This window comes from Fictibacillus sp. 23RED33 (assembly GCF_015903925.1).
Classification (GTDB): Bacteria; Bacillota; Bacilli; order Bacillales; family Fictibacillaceae; genus Fictibacillus; species Fictibacillus phosphorivorans.
This window is the reverse complement of sequence record NZ_JACZDX010000001.1, coordinates 850,414-869,230: the sequence shown is the minus strand read 5'-3', so window position 1 is coordinate 869,230 and position 18,817 is coordinate 850,414. Positions and strand designations below refer to the sequence as shown.

Here is an 18,817-nt window from a genome sequence, read left to right as displayed (position 1 = left end):
GTTTTCCTTCAGAAGTCAAATTCTTTTCTTCTTGTTCTTCTAACGCTTTCAATTCATCCAACTTTTCTTCCATCTTTCATCCCTCCGAATATTAATGTCTATTTTATATGTACTTTCTTCTTCGTACTCATTCCTTATCCTGTTAAGCTTGAACAATTTATGAAAATTTCTAACATTTATGGATTATTGATCGATTATTTACACAAAGAATCTTTCCCTTTATCTCAACTTTTGTTACTATACAGAAGGGTAAAGAATTCGTTTACATAAAGAGGTGAATGTGGCATGCGTTATATTTGGACGTTAATATGGTCTTTATTATTAAGTAATATGATTTTTTATGTGCTCGTTTCAATGCAAGGCGGAACATTCGATTTCGTAACAGCTTGTATTTTTGGAGTAGTATTTACAGTCATTATTTCTATTCTTGGTGAGTTATTACCAGCAAAAAGCGAAGAAATATAAAATAAAAACCCGGGTTAGTTACCGGGTTTTTATTTTTGCTATGGCTTTCTTTTATATGTCCAAACTCTGTTATGATTCGTTGTCTCTGGAAATCGGTCACCGGCTGATAAATGGACCTGCTGCGGATCATTTACCATACTTCCTGTTTCACCAATTTCTACATACATCCCGTTATTTGGTGCTTTCTGGCCATGTTTAAAATGTTTATTTTGCCCCATACGTTGATGTACCCTCCTTTCTTCTATAGGTTACCCGCGCTTACACTGATAACTCTTGCTAAAAAAAGAAGGATTCCATCAAAATTTCCCTTAAAACGCTCCGTTTACTCCTGCCACAGCATGAAGCGGAAACATACATCGATAGATCTGATATCCTCTTACATCATATTGCGCTTCTGAGTTGCGATTTTCTTGAGCTTCTTCTACATAAGGGATAGCAAAATAAACGTTTTGTTGGTCGACATATTCAATAAATCCTGTATATGTTGCACCATCCATCAACATTAATTGCACATGCTGATTTCTGTTTTTTAAGCATGTTTTATACATTTTTTTAAATGGGGATCGACCCATTCCCGCCGATTGCCCACCAAAATTTTGTGATCCTCCATACGGATATGGTTGCGGATACATATTACCCCCTCCTTCTACCACATCCTATTCAAAGGAAAAGAAGATGGTACATATATCTATAGACAGATATTCTAAGTTGAAGGGATTGTGAAAAACCTTGGAGAAAGGTACATGTGAGCTTTGTAGAAGAGAACCACTCGAATTAACCGTTCATCACCTAATACCTAAAGAAGAAGGCGGCAGATTCTCTGCCACCGCAAACCTATGTATCCCTTGTCATAAACAGATTCACTTTTTGTATACAAATTCTGAGCTAGCGTTACTTTACAACACGGTTGAAAAGTTAAGAGATGCGCCAGAACTAAAAAAATTCTTAAAATGGCTACGTAAACAGCCCTCATCAGCGTTACCTCGAATGAAAAAATCAAACCGTTTAAAGCGAAGGAGATGAAGGAATGAAGGAACTTGTAGGGAACTGTGCAATCTGCGCCAAAAATTTATATTGTGTGGACGGTTTTTTTCAAGGTCACATCGTAAATAATAAAAATCTCTGTTTATCTTGTTTTGAACAAAACAAAAAGGAACCTACGGAGTAAATAGTCAGGCAGGTTCCTTCATTTTTTTCTATAAGTTTTTTTGCTTTTGCATGTTTCTAGTTCTCTACATACGCAAATTGATTTTCGTCAAAATCAACTACTTTCAAAATAATACTTCTCGGTTTTTAACAATCACTAGTCATTAACCCCCACTAACAGGTGGTATGAAAGCAACCGTGTCCCCATCGTTTACTTGATCCGTTAAATCTACATACTCCTCATTTACAGCAACGAGTGCATTTTCGATTCCAAATAGTTTTCCGACTTGATTTTGAAGCATGTTTCTTACTTCTTCTACAGAAAGAGGAGATTTTACTTCAATAGAAACTCTTTCTGTTTCGGCTTGTTGCGCCAAATTTGCAAACAATAAAATTTTTATCATCATTTCTTCACTCCCTCTGGGTGTCCAGCAGGATAAGTTTTTGTACCTTTTTGGTTGCCTACCCACTCTTCTCCATCTGCATAATGCTCTTTTTTCCAAATGGGCACTATTTCCTTGATACGCTCAATTGCATATCTACTTGCTTCAAATGCATCTTGCCGATGAGGAGTAGATACAGCAATCGTAACCGCGATATCAGATATTTGGAGGGTTCCGATTCGATGTGTTATAGCCGTAATCGCATTCGGCCATTTTTCTTGAATCTCTATACCGATTTTTTCAAGCTGCTTTTCTGCCATCGGTACATATGCTTCATAATGAAGAAACTTCGTTTGTTTTTCTCCAGTCATTTCCCTAACCGTACCGATAAAGACAGAAATGGCACCTGCATTGTGATGGACCACTTGATCAATGACTTCTTGATTGTTTATAGAATTCTCCGTGATATTAAATCTTTTCATGACCCACTCTCCTTGCGATGTTCTTGAATGATGTATGTTATTATACAATCCATCCACTTCTTTTCATCATCCCTTGTAAATCTGGGGCTAGGACTGCCTGTTCTCTGAATTGGTGTTACTAAAGACTTGTTCAAATGGATCGTTGCGATCACGTCACGAGAATGAATCAATAGATCAATATCTTCTGCTTTGTTTCGTAAAAGTACGACTCGCGGAAATTGTATATTCTTATAACCTTCTATTAGAATACAGTCCATTTCAAGGGTTTCGTATATGGCGATTGCTTTATTCAATGGTAATTCTGAATTCATAGTCAATATTGAGTTCTCAGATGAAATCACACATGTTACATGCGCACCGGCGCTTCGATGTTGCTCTGTATCTTTTCCAGAATCATTATGATCTACCCGAACTCCGTGACCATGATGCTTAATCACTCCTGTTTGTAGATGGAGTTCCGCCAACCTTTTGAGCAATTTTTTTATTAGTGTTGTTTTTCCACTGTTTTGATAACCGACGACTTGGAGAATAACGGGTGATCCCACGGCCATTCGCTCCCTTCGCCGTGCCATGTGATTACACCAACCTCGTTTCCTTTTTCCCAACCTCTTGTACCTCCAGGCAAAACAATTAGACAGTTTGCCTCTACTAAAGAGGAAACTGAGCTTGATTTATCAAGGCCAGCAGGCTTTACGATGTTTCCACCGCCTACTTCAGTTAATACAGCTCTAACAAATCGAGTAAACGGATTAGGCTTTGGAAAATCACTCGAAAGCATTGCGTTTGTAACTGTGCAGTGTGGTTTTAACATGTTCATTCCTTTTAAAATTACAGGTCTTACAAAAAGTTCAGCTCCAACAAAGCAAGCTGACGGGTTTCCTGAAAGGCCAAAAAGCCATTTATCTTCATAACGTGCAACGGTAGTAACACTGCCTGGACGCATGGCAATTTTATTAAAAAGAACATCTGCACCAAGCTTTTTGTATACCTCTGGAAGAAAATCATAATCACCAACAGATACACCACCTGTTGTGATCAAAACATCAGTTTCCTGCAGTGCTGCTTTAATACTTTTATATAAAGAATTAAAGTTATCCTCACGATGTTGATAGAGCTTTACTTCTGCTCCCATCGCTCTAACTTGTGCTGCACACATGTATGCATTGCTGTTTCTTATTTTTCCTGGCTGCAGTTCTTCCTTTACGTCGAGAAGTTCTGTTCCTGTTGAAAGAATACCTACGATAGGTCTTTTGTACACAGAAACGGTGTGATAACCAAACGTTGAGAGAATCGCTACTATTCCTGGAGTGATTTTTGTTCCTGCTCTTACTAAGAGTGTTCCATTTTGTGTGTCTTCCCCTTGAAAGGAAATGTTTTCATCCTTTTTAACAGATCGTTTTATGATGATTTGATTTTCGCTATCGTTAACAAGCTCTTTTACTAGTTCCAGCATGATAACTGCATCAGCACCATCCGGGATTTGTGCACCTGTCATAATGCGAACTGCCATCCCGCTCTTCACTTCACGCATAGCAACTTGTCCTGCCCCTATCGTCTCTACAACATTTAATGTAATGGGGTTATCCAGTGATGCATGTTTCGTATCAACAGAACGAATTGCGAAACCATCATATGGTGACCGATTGAAAGGAGGAACATCATGGGTAGCTGTAAGATCCTCTGCCAATATTCGATGATCACACTCCATGATTGAAACTTTTTCAATTTCCCATAGACGGGTGTGTTCCATGATTTTATTTACTGCCTCAGCAATAGGTAGTGGTGTTCTTTTTGTGACTGGCAAAATTCCCACTCCTTTAATTTTCAGAATATATACACTTTTCAGTTTACTTTTATCTTTTTCTTTGTTATTATTTTTTTAAATTATGGAAAGGATGTTGATCGAATGAAGGTTTCTTATGAATATTACCACCGATCCGGCTATAAAGTAACCATAACCGACATCCCAGAAGAATTTAACGAACAGGGAGTTTGGTCCCTTCGCATCATGCATTCTCTACAAAAGCAAATTGACGAAATCGACCATATGTATCAGCCAAAAAGAACATATAGGCTTAAGCTTGAAGAAACGGGGTAATCTTTACACCGTTTCTTTTTTTACTTTCAATTGTTGTGCAATCCACTCTACTGCGTTTAAATAGGCAGCACGTGAAACTTTGTGTCCGGAGGTTTTGTCGTTCATATACACCGATGAACTATTCTTTTCGGTTAAGGTTTGTACGTAAGGTTTTGCAAACTCATATGGTATTACTGCATCAGCTTCACTATGCCAAATGAATAATGGACGGTTATTAAGCTTTTCAAGATTTAATGTAAGATCGAAATCCTTCAATGTAGAAATTGATTCTTCAAGCTCTTCTAGTGTAAGAGGAATATCGTAACCTGCCTTCTGAATTCTTTCGATCTGCCATTTAGCAAACTTTTGATGAGCTGGTGTTCCCATGAGTGCACATCCGGCACTGATCATCGGGTTATTTACGAGTGAACCGTAAGTAATGATAGCTCCCATAGAAGTTCCTCCTACTGCAAATTGATCTTCCAAAACAAATTCGTTTTCTTTTGCCCAATCCATTATATTGTTCACATCTTGAATACCTTGTTGAACGATATTCCAGAAATCATACTCCATCGACTTTGGAGGGTTTGCAACGATTCGTTCACCATGATGAAGTGCATCTGGTAATATGACTCGAAAATCTTTTTCAGCTAGTGAATATGCAAAATGTAAATTATGCTCTTTTGCACTCGTATATCCGTGTATGAAAATAAAAAGCGGCAACGGTTTACCCGCATTTTCTTTTTTTTCCGCAAGTAAGAAAGGAATATCGCCGATCGTTCCTTTTTGTATACATACCATGTGTGTATCTCCTCTTTCTCTTTTTTTCCATCTTATCATGAGACATGTTTCTTTTTCATGAAAGACGCCCTGTATGAATAGACTTTTTGTAAGTAAAATAATACAATTTATATAAGCATCCTAAAAAAGGCAGGTACTTTCGTGACACAACCTTACTTAATTGCATTAGATCTTGACGGAACTTTATTAAACGATGAGAAAAAAATTCCTAGAAAAACAAAAGAACTACTTTTTCAATTGATCGATCATGGTCACCATGTTTGTATTTCTACTGGTCGTCCTTTTCGTTCTTCAAACATGTATTATGAGGAGCTAGAACTCAACACTCCCATTGTGAACTTTAATGGTGCATTTGTTCATCACCCACATGATGCAAGTTTCGGAATTCACCATTCCCCACTTGAACTTGACGTTGCTAAACGTATCATTTCAGCCTGTGAGACGTTTAAAGTTAAGAATATTATGGTCGAGGTTCTTGATGATGTATATTTAAAAAAACCTGATGAAGTGATTGTTAATACTTTCATCATGAATGAAAATCCTCTTCAAATTGGCGACCTTCATAAAACCTTGAAAGATGACCCTACCGCAATTCTTGTTCATCCAGAGGATCATCATATTCCAGAGTTAAGAGCGATGCTTGAAAAGGAGCATGCCGAAGTTGTCGACCAAAGAGTTTGGGCAGCTCCATGGAATATTATAGAGGTTATTCGTTCTGGTATCAGCAAAGCCTCTGGCCTGGAAAAAATCGCTGCATACTACAACATCCCACAAGATCGGATCGTAGCTTTTGGCGATGAAGACAATGACTTTGAAATGATTGAATACGCAGGGCATGGAGTGGCAATGGGAAATGCGATCGATGAACTTAAATCACGAGCGAATTATGTAACCCTTACAAACGAAGAAGAAGGTATTGCTCATTACTTAAAAAATATATTAAAACTTGTTTAATCACGATAAAGATCTTCTGCTGAATGTCAGCTGGAGATCTTTTTTTCCATTTCTTTTTTAAAACGTTTGAAGCCTTTAGCTACATATTGTACTTCTTACGGTAAAAACTAAAGATACGGGAGAAAAGGAGGAATTTAAAATGAGTAAAAAGAGTCGTTCCAAACGAGCAACTAAGCAAGGAGCCGATATGGTAAGTCAGGAAACAACTATGGCTTTCAGTAAAGATGAGCAACAAGATCGCAAACGGGAAAAAGAAGAAAGAAATTCATTAGGAGGCATATAACGATGGCAAACAGATTATTTCAAATCGCGAGAAATGCTGTTCAACAGGCTGTTGGAAAGGTACAACATTCCACACATGATTTAAATCACAAGATATCTAACAGTGAACATGCCCCTCATGCTGAACTTTCTGGTCATGACAAGGAAGTTGCACAGAATGCTCTTTCTTCTGCAATGGCTAATTCGTCTGATGCAGAGCGAGCTCAGTTGGCTGAGTTCCAAAAAGAATTGGATGGCCACGCTGGTGTTTCGTCTTCTGTCAATTCTAAATCTGAACATGCAGAAAACCAACATACAGAGTCAGGTCAGCCTCAATCTTTTACACAAGCCACTGGCTTAAGTTTAGAAGACGCTGAAAGCTTATTGGAAGACAATCCCGATCGCCTAAAATAGAACTAGAAACAGCTTTCTCTTTTCACGGAGAAAGCTGTTTTTTTGGGAATGTAATGGCTGTCAATGTTTTGATTTTTCTTAGCACAAGTTCACTTAATTCTTCATATCCGAATTTATTAAAATGAAGACCATCATCTATCACGTATTTTTGAATGTTCTTTTCCACTAGTGTTTCGAACAAAGGTACATATGATGTTCCCTCGTGTTTCGCTACCTTTTTAACCGTTTGTGCATACTTTTTCATTCTATCATTCGTACGTGCCATTTGCTGTTTCTCAAATACAGGAGCTGGACTGATCAAAATCACTTTTTCTGCCCCAATTTTATTTACCATATAAGTTAGATTCTTTTCGTACTCTTTTAATGGAATAAGTCTATGATCGCTTGAATCATTCGCGCCAAAAAGAATGGTTACAAAATCAGGGTGATGCCTTAGAACGTCATCTTGTAGTCTAACTAGAGCAGCTCTCGTTGTTTCTGCAGGTATTCCAGCATTCATAACTACCCATTCGGTTAGTTCTTGCCTTAAACGGGAAGTTAATCTAAGTGAGCCATCTTTACTCTTTTCTTTTGAAGTGATGCTGTCTCCAAAACAAACAAGAGTCTTCATTTCTTACTCATCTCCTCTTTTAAATCTCTCTATTTAAACTATTCGAAAGAAATTACCATTTATCAAACGTCAAATTCTCATTATTTTTGTTATAATGTGTTATGTGAGCGAGATATCTTATGTTTTAGAGTAATTTTGGGGGCATTGTATGAAAATATATCGTGTAACGAATGAAGCTGAATCTCATATCATTGAAGAAATTGCGCATTTATTCTTACAGCAGCGTACGATGGACGGTGAACCAGAAGAGAAATCCAGAACGTTTGCTGGTATTAAGATGGCACTTGAAAACCCAGAAAAAAGCGGAATTATCATTGCCGAAGAAGAAAATTCCGTGATTGGATTAGCCTTCTTCAACTTGGGAGTAAGTCTTCGTATCGGCGGACCATATCTTTGGTTAAATGAGCTTTATGTACATGAAAAACACCGAAACAGAGGAATTGCCCGTAAAATTTTGCTACACTTGATCTATTGGGCCGAAAGAGATGGCATTAAATCCATTGAACTCGAAACGGGTATCAATAACTCCGTTACGAAGCATCTGTATAATTCATTGGATTTCCATGATATCATCTCTAAAAGATATGCATTTCATTTTTAATACTATACTTTGAAGGAGTGTTTGTAATGGCAGTAGAATTTTCAATACAACCAACACCGAATCCTAACGCAATTAAATTTGATGGTTCAGAGAAATTTTTAGAAGGAAGACTTTCTGCACGCGTAGGTGATGAATCAGATTCAACACTAGCAAAAGCACTATTATCCATTGATGGCGTAGAATCAATTTTTGGTTTTGAAAACTTTATTACAGTAAATAAAACGAACGACAGTGACTGGAACGAATTAATGCCAGAAATTCAAAAAGCATTAGAAGAGAATGCTTAAATGTTCACACCAGCCTATATGATTAGGCTGGTTTTTTTGTTGTTATAAACTTGTAAGCATGACTAACGTCTATTTGAATGATTGAAGCGGCACCGCTAGTGTATCTGATTTTCCCCCATTTTTAGGATTGTAGTTATACAATTCAAGCATGAGGGTGCCGTTTATAGGTAAATCTTCCTCCGGAATGTTAATGTTAAACGAGAATGGAGTCCAAGCTGGTGCACCTTCAGCTGTTTGTTCATGTCTTTCAATAAAAACGTTATGACCATCAGATACTGAATAGCCAAAAGATGCTTCAAATACTCTCGCCTCTCCTGAAACTTTGTAACTACCGTCTTTTCCTGAAAAGTGTATGTTTCGAAAAGAATTATTTCTCAGTTCTCCAGTTCCTCCTTGAAGAGTGAGCGTTTCTTTCACTGTTACATTCTCAGTCTTCAATGAACCAGGTGAGATTTCATTCGGTAGAAAGGTTGCGTTCACTTTATAGATCCCGGCTTTTCTTTTTGCAGCAGAAAGTTTCCACTTTGTTTTCCAAATGTGACTTGCTCCTGCTTTTATCTGTACATCCTCTTGTTTTTTCTCATAGTTTTTCCCTTTAGAATGCCTGAAAACTTCTTTACTTGAAGAATTCACTATAGAAACATCGAACATCTTGGAACTGTTGAATGATAAAGTTACTGTATGATTGCTTTGGTTCTCGAGAACAGCTAGTATATCAATGCCATCGTTTCTTTGTTGGATGGATAGAACGGGACTAAGCTGAGAAGCTACTTCACCTTGTTTTTCTTTAGGCTTCTCCTTTTCCTTGCTGCAAGCTGATATTAGAAAAATAACCGCACAAACGGTTAGAAAGACTATAACGGTCGTTTTATATGGCTTCATGTTAACAAATCACCTCACTTTCATTCTTACCTTTATATGGTGATTTTATTGAAAACATTCGCAAAAAAACACACGGTATGGACCTTGTCCATACCGTGTGTACAAAAGTGAAGTTTTGTAATTGTGTGGGGTCAGACCCCCCTCAGTCGTTTCTGAAGAAGCCGTAGATGCCCGTTGTGTGCACGATATTTGTGAAGGCTTTCGGATCAACTTCTTTAAGAACCTGTTCTAAATCATATAGTTCATATCGTGTGATAACGATGATAAGCATCTCTTTATCTTGCTTAGAGAAAGCTCCTTTTGCTGGTACGATCGTTATTCCTCGAACCATCTTACCGTGGATGGCTTCTTGGATCTCATTCCCCTTCTTAGTAACAATCATCGCCGTAAGCTTTTCGTGACGCGTATGTACCGCGTCAATAACACGAGATGATACATAGAGAGCTACAAGCGTATATAACGCCTTCTCCCATCCAAATAGGAAACCTGCAGCGAGGATGATCAAACCGTTTAGGATAAAGAAATAACCACCGATCGGTTTGTTCTTCATTCTCGATAAGATCATAGCAATGATATCAAGTCCACCTGTTGAAGCTCCATACTTTAAGGTAACACCTACACCTAAAGCTGCTATAACTCCGCCGAACACAGCATTCAGCAAAATATCAGAAGAAACAACGGTTATGGGTATGATCTCTAGAAATGCCGTGATCATGATAACGCTCAAGAAGCTATATACCGTAAAAGACTTTCCTACTTTCAGCCAGCCTAAAATCGTAACAGGAATATTAAACAATAAGTACAAAATACCAGTGCTGATCGGGAAAGCAGTGTTAACGAGTAAGGATGAAATCAACTGGGAAACCCCAGTAAATCCACTAGCATAAACTTTTGCCGGTATTAAGAACATGTTAAGAGATACGGCATTAAGCAGGGCTCCTACAATGATAAAAAAGATTTTTTTTAGTTCAGTTATACCTAAGTCGCTTAAGCGAAAACGTTCTGTCATAAGTGAGAGTCCCTCCTTTTTCATTAATCCAAGATTCATTTTTAACAGATAAAGATACCCCGCGTCAATAGTCATAAGAGCTATTTTTTAAACATGATCATTGCCTTTTCATTCCATCACAAGTTAAACTATAGAAAAAAGCCAAGCAGGTGAACAATAATGACTACGATAATAACTGATACAGGATCTGATCTACCTAAACAGCTTTTGGATGAATACGAGATTATTATGCTTCCTTTAATCGTTCAAGTAAATGAAGAAGAGTATTTAGATCGATCTAATATCGAACCAAAACAGTTATATACATATATGAAGGAAGGCGCTGTTCCTAAAACGGCTCAAGTCCCTCCATCTATTATTAAAGAAACATTAACTTCATTTGCAAGGAATGGCCAACCTGCCATTTATATTACTTTGTCCTCAGGAATCAGCGGAACCTATCAGACAGCTGTTCTTATGAAAAATGAAGTACTTGAAGAATTTCCAAACGCTCAGATTGAAGTCTTTGATAGCCAATCTGCATCATTAGGATATGGATTAATGGTGCATGAAGCTGCTAAAGAAGCGAAGGAGGGAAAATCTTTTGATGAAATCCTTCAAACCCTTCAACATTACCAAAACCATCTTGAACATATTTTTACCGTAGATGACCTTGAATATTTATTGCGCGGCGGCAGAGTGAGTAAAACGGCTGCAGTCATGGGAACACTCTTAAAAATAAAACCTGTACTTCATATGGAAGACGGAAAACTGTTTCCACTCGAAAAACTGCGTGGAAAGAAAAAAGTTTTAGGACGCATGGTAGAAATCATGAAGGAAAGAGCTTCTTCTCTTGATGACATAACGATCGGCATCAGTCATGCAGATGATACTGAAACGGCGAAAGCATTAAAAGATTTAATCATTGAAGAAACAGGAAACAAAAATATTTTAGTTACAATGATCGGCTGTGCGATAGGCGCTCATGCAGGGCCAGGAACAATTGCTTTATTCTTCTTAAATACACCTAAAAATGTATCTTAAAACATGATGAATAATAGAACCCCTTCTGACAGATGTTAGAATCAGGAGGGATATTTATGACACAGCGTAATACGAAAGACAATAATAAACGACCAGCAGATAATCAGGCATTGAATCAATTGAAAAATGAAGCAGAGCTTGAAAGTAAACAAAACGGAAGACAACCTTATTCTAAAAAACCTGATCATCTTTAAAGATAGGAAAAGCCCCCTTTTGAAAGGGAGCTTTTTTTGTTCATTATTCAACATTTATCATCACCGTTTAGATGATTGGAAATTTAATCGTAAAACAAGTATCGTCTTTCGTTGAAGATACTTCAATCGTACCATTATGTTTTTCAACGATCTGTTTACACACAGAAAGCCCAAGCCCTGTTCCAAGTGACTTTGTCGTAACAAAAGGTTCAAACACGTTCTCGAGTAAATAATCAGGAATCGGGTTACCATTATTGCAGATTGATAATTCTGCCATGTTTTCTTCGTTTTCCCTTAGTGATACTTTAATCTTTCTCTCACCGTTCCAACCGCTCAATTCTTCGACTGCATTCACTAAAATATTTAATAACACTTGTTTGATCTGTGAACTGTCTCCTTCGGTATATACGGAATTTTCGACTTGTGAGATGGTTACGATATTCGCTTCAGTAAAACGCGGATACATAAAATTAAGCATTTCTTTCAAGAGGGATGATAAAGAGACTTTTTCAAGCTTATCTTCTAAGCCTCTCATCTTTGATAAATATAAAAATTGCGTTATCTTTTCTTCAAGACTCTGCATCTCATTTTGAATAATTTCAAAGTAATACTCTGATTGATCTGTTTTATTTAATTCCTTTTGTAGAAGGTAGATAAATCCTTTAACTGAAGTCAGCGGATTTCTGAATTCATGAGCAAAGCTGGCAGCGATCTGCCCAAGCATCGTTAATCGATCGTGATGCATCTCTTGAATGAACTGATTTTTCCGATCAATAATTGAATCCTTAAGTGCTGTGTATTCTTTTACACTCAAAAAGACGAGCTGATCAAAATACCGCTGCATCTTTAATACCCCATCACCTTTTAATTGATCATTTAAAAGTGAACACATTAAAAGTTCATAAACGATGCTTCGTCCAACGTTGATGTTATGAACGAAATCGCCTACGTTCGCTTTGGCTTCAATTCTTTCTTTGGCAATCTTGCTTGTTAAAGCTTTCAGCCTTTCGAGTGACCCTGTTTCTAAATAGTTTATTAATTCTATGATTGTTTGATGGCCGTTCTTTTTCACTTCTTCAAAGAAAGGGTCATTTTGAGGCAACAGTACGTTCTCCAGCCATTTTTCAACAATGCTTGTTTTTTGCATCTTCAAGAATTGAGCAAGTTCTGTATTTGTTTGTATGTTTGTACTGCTATCCAATGTTATCACCCTTTTATTGAAAGCGGCTGTTTTCGTTTTCATTGTTGCTTTCGATAGTTGTTGATTTCCGCTCTAAGGTTGCTCGCCTTCCATGGGGCGTGCGGGGAGTCTCCACCTGCCCGCTCGTTCCATAAGAGTCTCGAACCTTATGCTACAAACAACTTGTCAATGATGCGTTATTAATCGAAATCAAAAGCAACAATTATTAGAAAAGAGCCTATTGAAAATCTCTATTCTCATTATGAATGATATTACATGTTTCTACAATGCATTGTCGAAATCTGTATAAACTATGGAAAAATATACATGATGTTGATACGTCTGGAGAAACTATTTGTAAATGAGTTTGGAAGGATGGTCATGATGCACACGATGTGGAAAGGTGCGATTAGCTTTGGTCTTGTGAATATACCGATCAAGCTGTTTGCCGCAACTGAGAATAAAGATATTAAGATGAGATATTTACATGAAAAGTGCCATAGTCCTGTTCAGTATGAAAAAATCTGCCCTGTATGTGAAGAGACTGTGGATTCAAAAGAAATCGTTAAAGGCTATGAGTATGAACCGGGTAAATTCGTAGTTGTAGAGAAAGAAGAACTTGATGAATTAGCAGGTGTATCTGATAAATCGATCGAGATCATTGATTTTATTAAATTAGAAGAGATTGATCCTATCTTTTATAATCGTTCTTATTTCGTTGGACCTGGCGAGAATGGGACAAAATCTTTCGCACTCTTGAAAAAAGCTATGGAAGATACCGGAAAGATCGGACTTGCTAAATTCACACTTCGATCAAAGGAACATCTTGCAGCTGTTCGAGTGTACAAGAACGGTTTAGTTCTAGAAACTATCTTTTATCCGGACGAAGTAAGAAATGTTGACCATGTTCCTGGTTTAACAGATGAAGTGTCATTAAATGAAAAAGAAGTTGAGATGGCTAAACAGCTTATCGAACAATTAACTGCTCCGTTTGAGCCTGAAAAGTATGAAGACGAATATCGTGAAGCGGTTCTCGAATTGATCAACAGCAAGATTTCTGGTGATGAAGTGAAAGTTGCTAAAGAAAAGCCAAAAACAAATGTCGTAGATCTTATGGAAGCACTTCAGGCCTCCATCAATGAGAGTAAAGGAAAAGAATCGACTGATAACAATAAGAAAACAAAGGATACCTCGTCTAAAAACAGTAAAAGTGCGGATGAACCAAAACCTAAGAAGAAAAAAACATCTGCAAAGAAGAAAGCTAGTTCATGATTCAACACTTTTTAAAGCCCATGCTCCCTTCTCTTTCAAACGAATTGCCGGAAGAGCGTCATTGGGTATATGAAGTGAAATACGACGGTTTTAGATGTTTACTTTATTGGGATCACGCGAATGTTATCATGACATCTAGAAATGGTCATCCTCTGCATACCATTTTTCCTGAGGTTGTAGATCACCTTAAAACGATCGAAAATAAAGTTAAAGACTTGTTCCCCATACTTTTAGATGGAGAACTATGTATTCTAGAAAATGAAAATAAAGCAAACTTTGAACAGATTCAAAAAAGAGGCAGACTAAAACAGCTCGATAAAATTGTGATAGCTTCTAAACAATATCCTTCTTCTTTTTGCGCGTTTGATCTACTTGCGATAGAGAATGAATATATGAATACACTACCTTTTTTGGATCGGAAAGAAAAATTGCTGAAACTGCTTCAGACTACAGGTATTTCTAACATTAAAATATCACCCGATCGTCGTCTTAATTTTATCAATTTCACTTCTGAAAAATCTAAAATCATGGAGGATGTGAAAGGAAGTAATAGCGAAGGAATTGTGGCGAAGAAGCTTTATAGTAAATGGTCTTCTGGCATCCGAACGAACGAATGGATCAAAGTTAAAAATCTTAAATTCCATCCACTTATTTTATTAGGTTACGATACAGAGAACGGTTTTTTTCACGTTGGCGTTATTAAAGATCGTTCTGTTCAATTCGTGGGGTTATTCTCTCATGGCATTTCCCCTCAAGAGAAGGAAGCTTTAATACAAATTATAAAGAAAAATATTGCCAGCAAGAACGGGTCTCTTATTTTAATAGAGCCGTCAATCTGCGTAGAACTTTCTTATTTAGAACTATATAAAAATCAATTGAGACAGCCAAGGTTTGTTTCATTCCGTTTTGATACAAATTGGGAGGATTGTACATGGGAAAGTCTACAAAAGAACAAGTAGATCTCAACGTAAACAACGAGATCGTAACATTAACAAGCCCTAACAAACCACTTTGGCCAGATCTCGAAATTGTAAAAGTCGAATATATTAACTATTTAACCCAAATTGCACCTTATATGCTGCCTTTTTTAACAGACCGGGCTTTAACGGTAATCAGATATCCTCATGGAGTTGGTGAGGAGCGCTTTTATCAAAAGAATTGTCCTGATTATGCTCCACACTATGTACATACGAGTATAGAAGAAGATATTAATTATATCGTTTGTAATAACTTACCTACACTACTTTGGCTAGGAAACCAGCTTGCCTTTGAGTTTCATATTCCATACCGAACAGTTAAGAATAGTCATCCATCTGAGATCGTGATGGACTTAGATCCTCCATCTCGAAAGGAATTTCATCTTTCCGTCGAAGCTGCGCTCCTGATAAAAGAAGTGTGTGACAAGTTACATCTCACTACATTTATCAAAACAAGCGGTAATAAAGGCATGCAGATATACATCCCGTTACCTGAACAAGCTGTTACCTTCGAAGACTCACGACTATTCACAGAGTTTCTAGCCCATTATCTAATCGAACGAGAGCCGAAATGGTTTACGATTGAACGTTTAAAAAAGAACAGAGGCAACCGTTGTTACATTGATTATATTCAACACGCAGAAGGCAAAACAATCATTTCTCCCTATTCTGTTAGAGGAAATGATGATGCTTTAGTTGCCACTCCTTTATACTGGGAAGAAGTGAACGCTGCATTAAAGCCTGAGCAATTTCCACTTACCACCATCATCGATCGTATAAACGATGTAGGTGACCCGTTTAAAAAATTTTATTCTTGTAAAAGTAAACAGCCTATCCTACCTGTTATTAATGCTCTTAAAGAAAAAAGCCTCTAAGAAGATTTCAACACATCTTCTTGAGGCTTTTTTTGTATACTTTGTTGCTATCGTTCCGCTCAAGGTAACACGCTTTCCATGGGGATGCGAAGAGCCTCCAGCCGCTACACGCCATAAGGAGTCTCCACCTGACAGCTCGTTCCATAGGCAGATCATTACTTTTCGCTAACTTTACTGCATGTCTGCCTTTCGATCAATTGAAAAGGTACGACTACTCGTTTTGCTTCTTTTTCTGGACATTGAATGCATTCTAGTAGTCCCTTAGCCGCTTCATAACCAAGTTTAAAGATATTGATGTCTACTGATGTTAGTGAAGGGGATGAGAGTTCAGATAGCATAACGTTGTTGAAACTTAGTAATGAGATGTCATCTGGTACGCTCACTCCTAACTCGTTTAATGTGCTCAGCACACCGAAGGACATAACGTCATCAATAACAAGAAGTGCTGACGGAGGCTCATTTAGCGCGAGGAGCTCTTTAACTGCTTCCTGCCCGCCTTCTTTTAAGAACTCCTCATGAACGATGTACTCATCTTTATAAGGCAGACCCGCATTTCGGATCGCTTTTTCATAGCCTAATAACCGGTCGATGGTTACGACTAGATTTAAATTTCCACCTACAAACCCGATTCGTTCATGACCAAGTGATATGAGATATTCAGTCATTTCTTGAGCAGCTTTGAAGTTGTCATTATCTATATGTGTGATTGTTTCAGCGTTCTTAAACGGCTTTCCGATTACCGTGAAAGGAAATTTCTGTTCTTGTAAGTAGCACATGATCCGATCATCTACACGTGAATACAACATAACGATTCCATCCACTCGACGTCCTTGTACCATTCGAACAACACCTTCAAATATTTCATCTTCTGTATTTCCAGTCGACATGTATAGAGCGTATTCTTGCTCATGGGCAATGGTACTGATACCTCTGATTACTTCTGGAAAAAACGGATTCTGGAAGGCTTTGTCAGCAGAACTAGGCATGACAAGTCCGATCGCCTGTGTGCTTCGGTTTGCCAAACTTCTCGCATTAAAGTTTGGATGATAGCCAAGATAGTCCATCGCTTCTTTTACTTTTCGTTTTGTTTTTTCTGATATTCGAGGATTATTCGCGATTACCCTTGAAACGGTTGAGGGTGCAACATCTGCTAATTTTGCTACATCTTTTATAGTAACTGACATGATATAGTCCTCCTTTCAGACTATTTGGCTTAGTGTATACGCTTACTTAATTCCATCAATAATTGTATAGAATTCGTAGGAAAAAAGAAATAATAATTCCTTTCCACTTTTAATGTTTTTCACTATTTTTGTAAATTGAACGGTTTCTTTTAGACTATAAGGCTTAAATCGTTTTATTCCGCTACTAGCTTGTAATTATGAGCGTTGTTTTCTTCTTCTGATTAGATAGAAAGAGCTCAATATTACTACAACAATTACTACAGCAACAATCGAATATAGCTTCCATTGTGAATCTGCTTTTTGAACAGCATATATCTCAGCCGTTTCCCCAGTCATATTCACTTCAACAGAAGTATCATTCACCTTTATCTCTTCGTTTGATAAAAGACTCACAAGCTTTTTATTATGAAGGCTTTTATCTGAAAAAGAAATACCCGACTTCTTCTTATCATTGTTAAACACGATAAATAATGTTTCATCTTTAAATTTTCGTTTAAAGACCGCTTTCCCACCTTTATCAACAATCATTGAATAATCGCCCCGTCTAAGTGCAGGATGTTTTTGTCTAAGTTTTCCCAATTTAGAAGTGAACGTTTCAAACTCCTTATTTTGAGTAAAGTCCATCATGCGACGATTGTCCGGATCTTTGGCGCCGTCCATCATATGCTCTGTTCCTTGATAGAGGATAGGAATACCAGGTGCCGAGTAAAGATAGGTAAGAGCAAGCTTCAGCCTTTTTTCGGGATCTTCTTGCTTCAACAGCACTTCACGTACAAATCGAATGTTATCATGATTATCAATAAAGTTTCCTAACGTATACGGATCTTTATAATAGAACTTATTCCGCTCCCATACAGCGTTCAGCTCTGAAAGTGATTGCCCGCTTTGTCTAAAGATACGAACCATCTCATTAAACAAAGGATAGTCTACAAACGATTGTATTCCTGCTTTATTGTACTCAGAAATATATCTTGGATCATTGTGCCAAACTTCACCGATTAAATAAAAGCCAGGCTTTGCTTTCTTCACTCGTTCAGAAAAATCTATCCAAAAGTCTTTTGGCACATGTTTAACAGTATCTAAACGGTAGCCGTCTATATCTGTTTCTTTAATCCAATATTCAGCCATGTCGAGTAAATACTTACGTGTTTCATTGTTCTCTGTGTTCAGATCGGGCAATCCAGCGAGCCAGCCGTTCTCAACTTCTTGTTGGTTATCCCAGTTCCCGATCTCCTTCTCTGGGTGAAACCAAGCCTTTTTTGACGCCTCATCTAACCAAGGATGTTTATAGCCTGTATGATTTACGACTAGATCTAATATAACTTTTATATCACGATCATGCGCTTTTATAACAAGTTGCTTCAACTCATCCTTTGAACCAAAATGTTCTTCCGTTTCATAGAAATTCTCCGTCCAATAACCGTGATAGCCACCGGGTTCGTTCTTAACCACAGGTGTTAGCCATATCGCCGTAACCCCAAGGTCATCAAGATAATCAATTTTATCCATGATCCCTTTGAAGTCTCCCCCATGGTAAGCTGTGGGGTCATTAAGATCTACATCAAAATCGTTATCTTTATTTCCATTATTAAACCGGTCCACCATAATAAAGTAGATCGTTTCGTCTTTCCATGATCGTTCTTCCTTTTTTTCTGCAAGCGCTTTATTTTGAACAGATAAAAAAAGAAGAAACGACATAGCTAAGAATATCATTCTTTTGCCCATCGCCGTTCCTCCTAT

The 18,817-nt window shown here is 37.5% G+C and carries 26 protein-coding genes; 13 read left to right on the top strand and 13 right to left on the bottom strand.

Going from position 1 to position 18,817, the window contains the following annotated elements; all coding sequences use genetic code 11:
- Positions 1–285: 285 nt before the first annotated feature.
- On the top strand, positions 286–465 hold the full coding sequence (locus IHV09_RS04565; RefSeq protein ID WP_197127516.1) for a YjzD family protein: 180 nt from the start codon (positions 286–288) through the stop codon (positions 463–465).
- Positions 466–503: 38 nt separating this feature from the next.
- On the opposite strand, the gene IHV09_RS04560 is transcribed toward IHV09_RS04565, so the two are convergent.
- Together IHV09_RS04560 and IHV09_RS04555 are read right to left on the bottom strand one after the other, a co-directional pair.
- Positions 504–683 (bottom strand): YjzC family protein, encoded by a 180-nt coding sequence (locus IHV09_RS04560; protein ID WP_137789873.1) that lies wholly within the window; start codon positions 681–683, stop codon positions 504–506.
- Positions 684–773: 90 nt separating this feature from the next.
- Positions 774–1,097 (bottom strand): hypothetical protein, encoded by a 324-nt coding sequence (locus tag IHV09_RS04555; RefSeq protein ID WP_197127515.1) that lies wholly within the window; start codon positions 1,095–1,097, stop codon positions 774–776.
- Between the two features lie 97 nt (positions 1,098–1,194).
- Here IHV09_RS04555 and IHV09_RS04550 point away from each other — a divergent pair, with 97 nt between their 5' ends.
- Positions 1,195–1,488, top strand: a complete 294-nt coding sequence (locus IHV09_RS04550) for an HNH endonuclease (RefSeq protein WP_197127514.1) — start codon at positions 1,195–1,197, stop codon at positions 1,486–1,488.
- 287 nt (positions 1,489–1,775) lie between these two features.
- Here the strand turns inward: IHV09_RS04550 and moaD are convergent, their stop codons facing one another.
- The 4 genes from moaD to IHV09_RS04530 are packed head-to-tail and all read right to left on the bottom strand — an operon-like array spanning position 1,776 to position 4,280.
- The gene (gene moaD / locus IHV09_RS04545) at positions 1,776–2,018 is read right to left on the bottom strand and encodes a molybdopterin converting factor subunit 1 (protein ID WP_231618127.1); all 243 of its coding nucleotides are present in this window, start codon (positions 2,016–2,018) and stop codon (positions 1,776–1,778) included.
- Positions 2,015–2,476, bottom strand: coding sequence for a molybdenum cofactor biosynthesis protein MoaE (locus IHV09_RS04540; RefSeq protein WP_197127513.1), 462 nt, complete (start codon positions 2,474–2,476; stop codon positions 2,015–2,017). Before IHV09_RS04540 ends, moaD begins: the two co-directional genes overlap by 4 nt.
- The gene (gene mobB / locus IHV09_RS04535) at positions 2,473–3,021 is read right to left on the bottom strand and encodes a molybdopterin-guanine dinucleotide biosynthesis protein B (protein ID WP_197263735.1); all 549 of its coding nucleotides are present in this window, start codon (positions 3,019–3,021) and stop codon (positions 2,473–2,475) included. The genes IHV09_RS04540 and mobB overlap by 4 nt, the downstream gene beginning before the upstream one ends.
- On the bottom strand, positions 2,961–4,280 hold the full coding sequence (locus tag IHV09_RS04530; protein WP_255520065.1) for a molybdopterin molybdotransferase MoeA: 1,320 nt from the start codon (positions 4,278–4,280) through the stop codon (positions 2,961–2,963). Before IHV09_RS04530 ends, mobB begins: the two co-directional genes overlap by 61 nt.
- A 102-nt stretch (positions 4,281–4,382) precedes the next feature.
- Here IHV09_RS04530 and IHV09_RS04525 point away from each other — a divergent pair, with 102 nt between their 5' ends.
- Positions 4,383–4,574: a hypothetical protein gene (locus tag IHV09_RS04525; protein WP_153238689.1), complete on the top strand. Its 192-nt coding sequence runs from the start codon at positions 4,383–4,385 to the stop codon at positions 4,572–4,574.
- Between the two features lie 3 nt (positions 4,575–4,577).
- On the opposite strand, the gene IHV09_RS04520 is transcribed toward IHV09_RS04525, so the two are convergent.
- Positions 4,578–5,354, bottom strand: coding sequence for a prolyl oligopeptidase family serine peptidase (locus IHV09_RS04520; RefSeq protein ID WP_197263734.1), 777 nt, complete (start codon positions 5,352–5,354; stop codon positions 4,578–4,580).
- Positions 5,355–5,495: 141 nt separating this feature from the next.
- On the opposite strand from IHV09_RS04520, the gene IHV09_RS04515 reads away from it, so the two are divergent.
- The 3 genes from IHV09_RS04515 (at position 5,496) to IHV09_RS22785 (ending at position 6,983) form a co-directional block, all read left to right on the top strand.
- Complete coding sequence (locus IHV09_RS04515) at positions 5,496–6,308, top strand: Cof-type HAD-IIB family hydrolase (RefSeq protein ID WP_197127509.1); 813 nt, start codon at positions 5,496–5,498, stop codon at positions 6,306–6,308.
- A gap of 139 nt (positions 6,309–6,447) precedes the next feature.
- The gene (locus IHV09_RS04510) at positions 6,448–6,591 is read left to right on the top strand and encodes a hypothetical protein (protein ID WP_186320544.1); all 144 of its coding nucleotides are present in this window, start codon (positions 6,448–6,450) and stop codon (positions 6,589–6,591) included.
- A gap of 2 nt (positions 6,592–6,593) precedes the next feature.
- Entirely contained in the window at positions 6,594–6,983 is a 390-nt protein-coding gene (locus tag IHV09_RS22785) for a DUF3813 domain-containing protein (protein ID WP_197263733.1), read from the top strand.
- Positions 6,984–7,005: 22 nt separating this feature from the next.
- On the opposite strand, the gene IHV09_RS04500 is transcribed toward IHV09_RS22785, so the two are convergent.
- The gene (locus IHV09_RS04500) at positions 7,006–7,593 is read right to left on the bottom strand and encodes a GDSL-type esterase/lipase family protein (protein WP_197191284.1); all 588 of its coding nucleotides are present in this window, start codon (positions 7,591–7,593) and stop codon (positions 7,006–7,008) included.
- A gap of 148 nt (positions 7,594–7,741) precedes the next feature.
- On the opposite strand from IHV09_RS04500, the gene IHV09_RS04495 reads away from it, so the two are divergent.
- Positions 7,742–8,194: a GNAT family N-acetyltransferase gene (locus IHV09_RS04495; RefSeq protein ID WP_197263732.1), complete on the top strand. Its 453-nt coding sequence runs from the start codon at positions 7,742–7,744 to the stop codon at positions 8,192–8,194.
- Positions 8,195–8,220: 26 nt separating this feature from the next.
- Positions 8,221–8,481 (top strand): NifU N-terminal domain-containing protein, encoded by a 261-nt coding sequence (locus IHV09_RS04490; protein WP_197127505.1) that lies wholly within the window; start codon positions 8,221–8,223, stop codon positions 8,479–8,481.
- Between the two features lie 69 nt (positions 8,482–8,550).
- On the opposite strand, the gene IHV09_RS04485 is transcribed toward IHV09_RS04490, so the two are convergent.
- Complete coding sequence (locus IHV09_RS04485; RefSeq protein WP_197263731.1) at positions 8,551–9,363, bottom strand: BsuPI-related putative proteinase inhibitor; 813 nt, start codon at positions 9,361–9,363, stop codon at positions 8,551–8,553.
- Between the two features lie 142 nt (positions 9,364–9,505).
- Positions 9,506–10,372 carry a YitT family protein gene (locus tag IHV09_RS04480; RefSeq protein ID WP_197194571.1) on the bottom strand — a complete coding sequence of 289 codons (867 nt, stop codon included), beginning with the start codon at positions 10,370–10,372 and terminating at the stop codon, positions 9,506–9,508.
- 159 nt (positions 10,373–10,531) lie between these two features.
- Here IHV09_RS04480 and IHV09_RS04475 point away from each other — a divergent pair, with 159 nt between their 5' ends.
- Together IHV09_RS04475 and IHV09_RS04470 are read left to right on the top strand one after the other, a co-directional pair.
- A complete protein-coding gene (locus IHV09_RS04475) occupies positions 10,532–11,395 on the top strand; it encodes a DegV family protein (RefSeq protein ID WP_231618125.1) in 864 nt (287 codons plus the stop codon).
- 56 nt (positions 11,396–11,451) lie between these two features.
- A complete protein-coding gene (locus tag IHV09_RS04470) occupies positions 11,452–11,589 on the top strand; it encodes a DUF3941 domain-containing protein (RefSeq protein WP_197263730.1) in 138 nt (45 codons plus the stop codon).
- Between the two features lie 67 nt (positions 11,590–11,656).
- Here the strand turns inward: IHV09_RS04470 and IHV09_RS04465 are convergent, their stop codons facing one another.
- The gene (locus IHV09_RS04465; RefSeq protein ID WP_197127501.1) at positions 11,657–12,790 is read right to left on the bottom strand and encodes a histidine kinase N-terminal domain-containing protein; all 1,134 of its coding nucleotides are present in this window, start codon (positions 12,788–12,790) and stop codon (positions 11,657–11,659) included.
- Positions 12,791–13,153: 363 nt separating this feature from the next.
- On the opposite strand from IHV09_RS04465, the gene IHV09_RS04460 reads away from it, so the two are divergent.
- The 3 genes from IHV09_RS04460 to ligD are packed head-to-tail and all read left to right on the top strand — an operon-like array spanning position 13,154 to position 15,893.
- Positions 13,154–14,041, top strand: coding sequence for a Ku protein (locus IHV09_RS04460; protein WP_197194981.1), 888 nt, complete (start codon positions 13,154–13,156; stop codon positions 14,039–14,041).
- The gene (locus tag IHV09_RS22340) at positions 14,038–15,000 is read left to right on the top strand and encodes an RNA ligase family protein (protein WP_231618124.1); all 963 of its coding nucleotides are present in this window, start codon (positions 14,038–14,040) and stop codon (positions 14,998–15,000) included. The genes IHV09_RS04460 and IHV09_RS22340 overlap by 4 nt, the downstream gene beginning before the upstream one ends.
- Positions 14,973–15,893, top strand: coding sequence for a non-homologous end-joining DNA ligase (ligD, locus tag IHV09_RS22335; protein WP_231618123.1), 921 nt, complete (start codon positions 14,973–14,975; stop codon positions 15,891–15,893). The genes IHV09_RS22340 and ligD overlap by 28 nt, the downstream gene beginning before the upstream one ends.
- Before the next feature lie 155 nt (positions 15,894–16,048).
- Here ligD and IHV09_RS04450 read toward each other — a convergent pair whose 3' ends face one another.
- Complete coding sequence (locus IHV09_RS04450) at positions 16,049–17,077, bottom strand: LacI family DNA-binding transcriptional regulator (protein ID WP_197127500.1); 1,029 nt, start codon at positions 17,075–17,077, stop codon at positions 16,049–16,051.
- Positions 17,078–17,272: 195 nt separating this feature from the next.
- Entirely contained in the window at positions 17,273–18,802 is a 1,530-nt protein-coding gene (locus tag IHV09_RS04445) for an alpha-amylase family glycosyl hydrolase (RefSeq protein ID WP_197263729.1), read from the bottom strand.
- Between the last annotated feature and the right edge of the window lie 15 nt (positions 18,803–18,817).

Excerpts from the sequence above, each read along its gene's own strand:
- IHV09_RS04565 (WP_197127516.1), top strand. The coding sequence starts at position 286 with ATGCGTTATATTTGGACGTTAATATGGTCTTTATTATTAAGTAATATG.
- IHV09_RS04560 (WP_137789873.1), bottom strand. The coding sequence starts at position 683 with ATGGGGCAAAATAAACATTTTAAACATGGCCAGAAAGCACCAAATAAC.
- IHV09_RS04555 (WP_197127515.1), bottom strand. The coding sequence starts at position 1,097 with ATGTATCCGCAACCATATCCGTATGGAGGATCACAAAATTTTGGTGGG.
- moaD (WP_231618127.1), bottom strand. The coding sequence starts at position 2,018 with ATGATGATAAAAATTTTATTGTTTGCAAATTTGGCGCAACAAGCCGAA.
- IHV09_RS04540 (WP_197127513.1), bottom strand. The coding sequence starts at position 2,476 with ATGAAAAGATTTAATATCACGGAGAATTCTATAAACAATCAAGAAGTC.
- IHV09_RS04525 (WP_153238689.1), top strand. The coding sequence starts at position 4,383 with ATGAAGGTTTCTTATGAATATTACCACCGATCCGGCTATAAAGTAACC.
- IHV09_RS04520 (WP_197263734.1), bottom strand. The coding sequence starts at position 5,354 with ATGGTATGTATACAAAAAGGAACGATCGGCGATATTCCTTTCTTACTT.
- IHV09_RS04510 (WP_186320544.1), top strand. The coding sequence starts at position 6,448 with ATGAGTAAAAAGAGTCGTTCCAAACGAGCAACTAAGCAAGGAGCCGAT.
- IHV09_RS22785 (WP_197263733.1), top strand. The coding sequence starts at position 6,594 with ATGGCAAACAGATTATTTCAAATCGCGAGAAATGCTGTTCAACAGGCT.
- IHV09_RS04500 (WP_197191284.1), bottom strand. The coding sequence starts at position 7,593 with ATGAAGACTCTTGTTTGTTTTGGAGACAGCATCACTTCAAAAGAAAAG.
- IHV09_RS04495 (WP_197263732.1), top strand. The coding sequence starts at position 7,742 with ATGAAAATATATCGTGTAACGAATGAAGCTGAATCTCATATCATTGAA.
- IHV09_RS04490 (WP_197127505.1), top strand. The coding sequence starts at position 8,221 with ATGGCAGTAGAATTTTCAATACAACCAACACCGAATCCTAACGCAATT.
- IHV09_RS04485 (WP_197263731.1), bottom strand. The coding sequence starts at position 9,363 with ATGAAGCCATATAAAACGACCGTTATAGTCTTTCTAACCGTTTGTGCG.
- IHV09_RS04480 (WP_197194571.1), bottom strand. The coding sequence starts at position 10,372 with ATGACAGAACGTTTTCGCTTAAGCGACTTAGGTATAACTGAACTAAAA.
- IHV09_RS04475 (WP_231618125.1), top strand. The coding sequence starts at position 10,532 with ATGACTACGATAATAACTGATACAGGATCTGATCTACCTAAACAGCTT.
- IHV09_RS04470 (WP_197263730.1), top strand. The coding sequence starts at position 11,452 with ATGACACAGCGTAATACGAAAGACAATAATAAACGACCAGCAGATAAT.
- IHV09_RS04460 (WP_197194981.1), top strand. The coding sequence starts at position 13,154 with ATGCACACGATGTGGAAAGGTGCGATTAGCTTTGGTCTTGTGAATATA.
- IHV09_RS22340 (WP_231618124.1), top strand. The coding sequence starts at position 14,038 with ATGATTCAACACTTTTTAAAGCCCATGCTCCCTTCTCTTTCAAACGAA.
- ligD (WP_231618123.1), top strand. The coding sequence starts at position 14,973 with ATGGGAAAGTCTACAAAAGAACAAGTAGATCTCAACGTAAACAACGAG.
- IHV09_RS04450 (WP_197127500.1), bottom strand. The coding sequence starts at position 17,077 with ATGTCAGTTACTATAAAAGATGTAGCAAAATTAGCAGATGTTGCACCC.
- IHV09_RS04445 (WP_197263729.1), bottom strand. The coding sequence starts at position 18,802 with ATGGGCAAAAGAATGATATTCTTAGCTATGTCGTTTCTTCTTTTTTTA.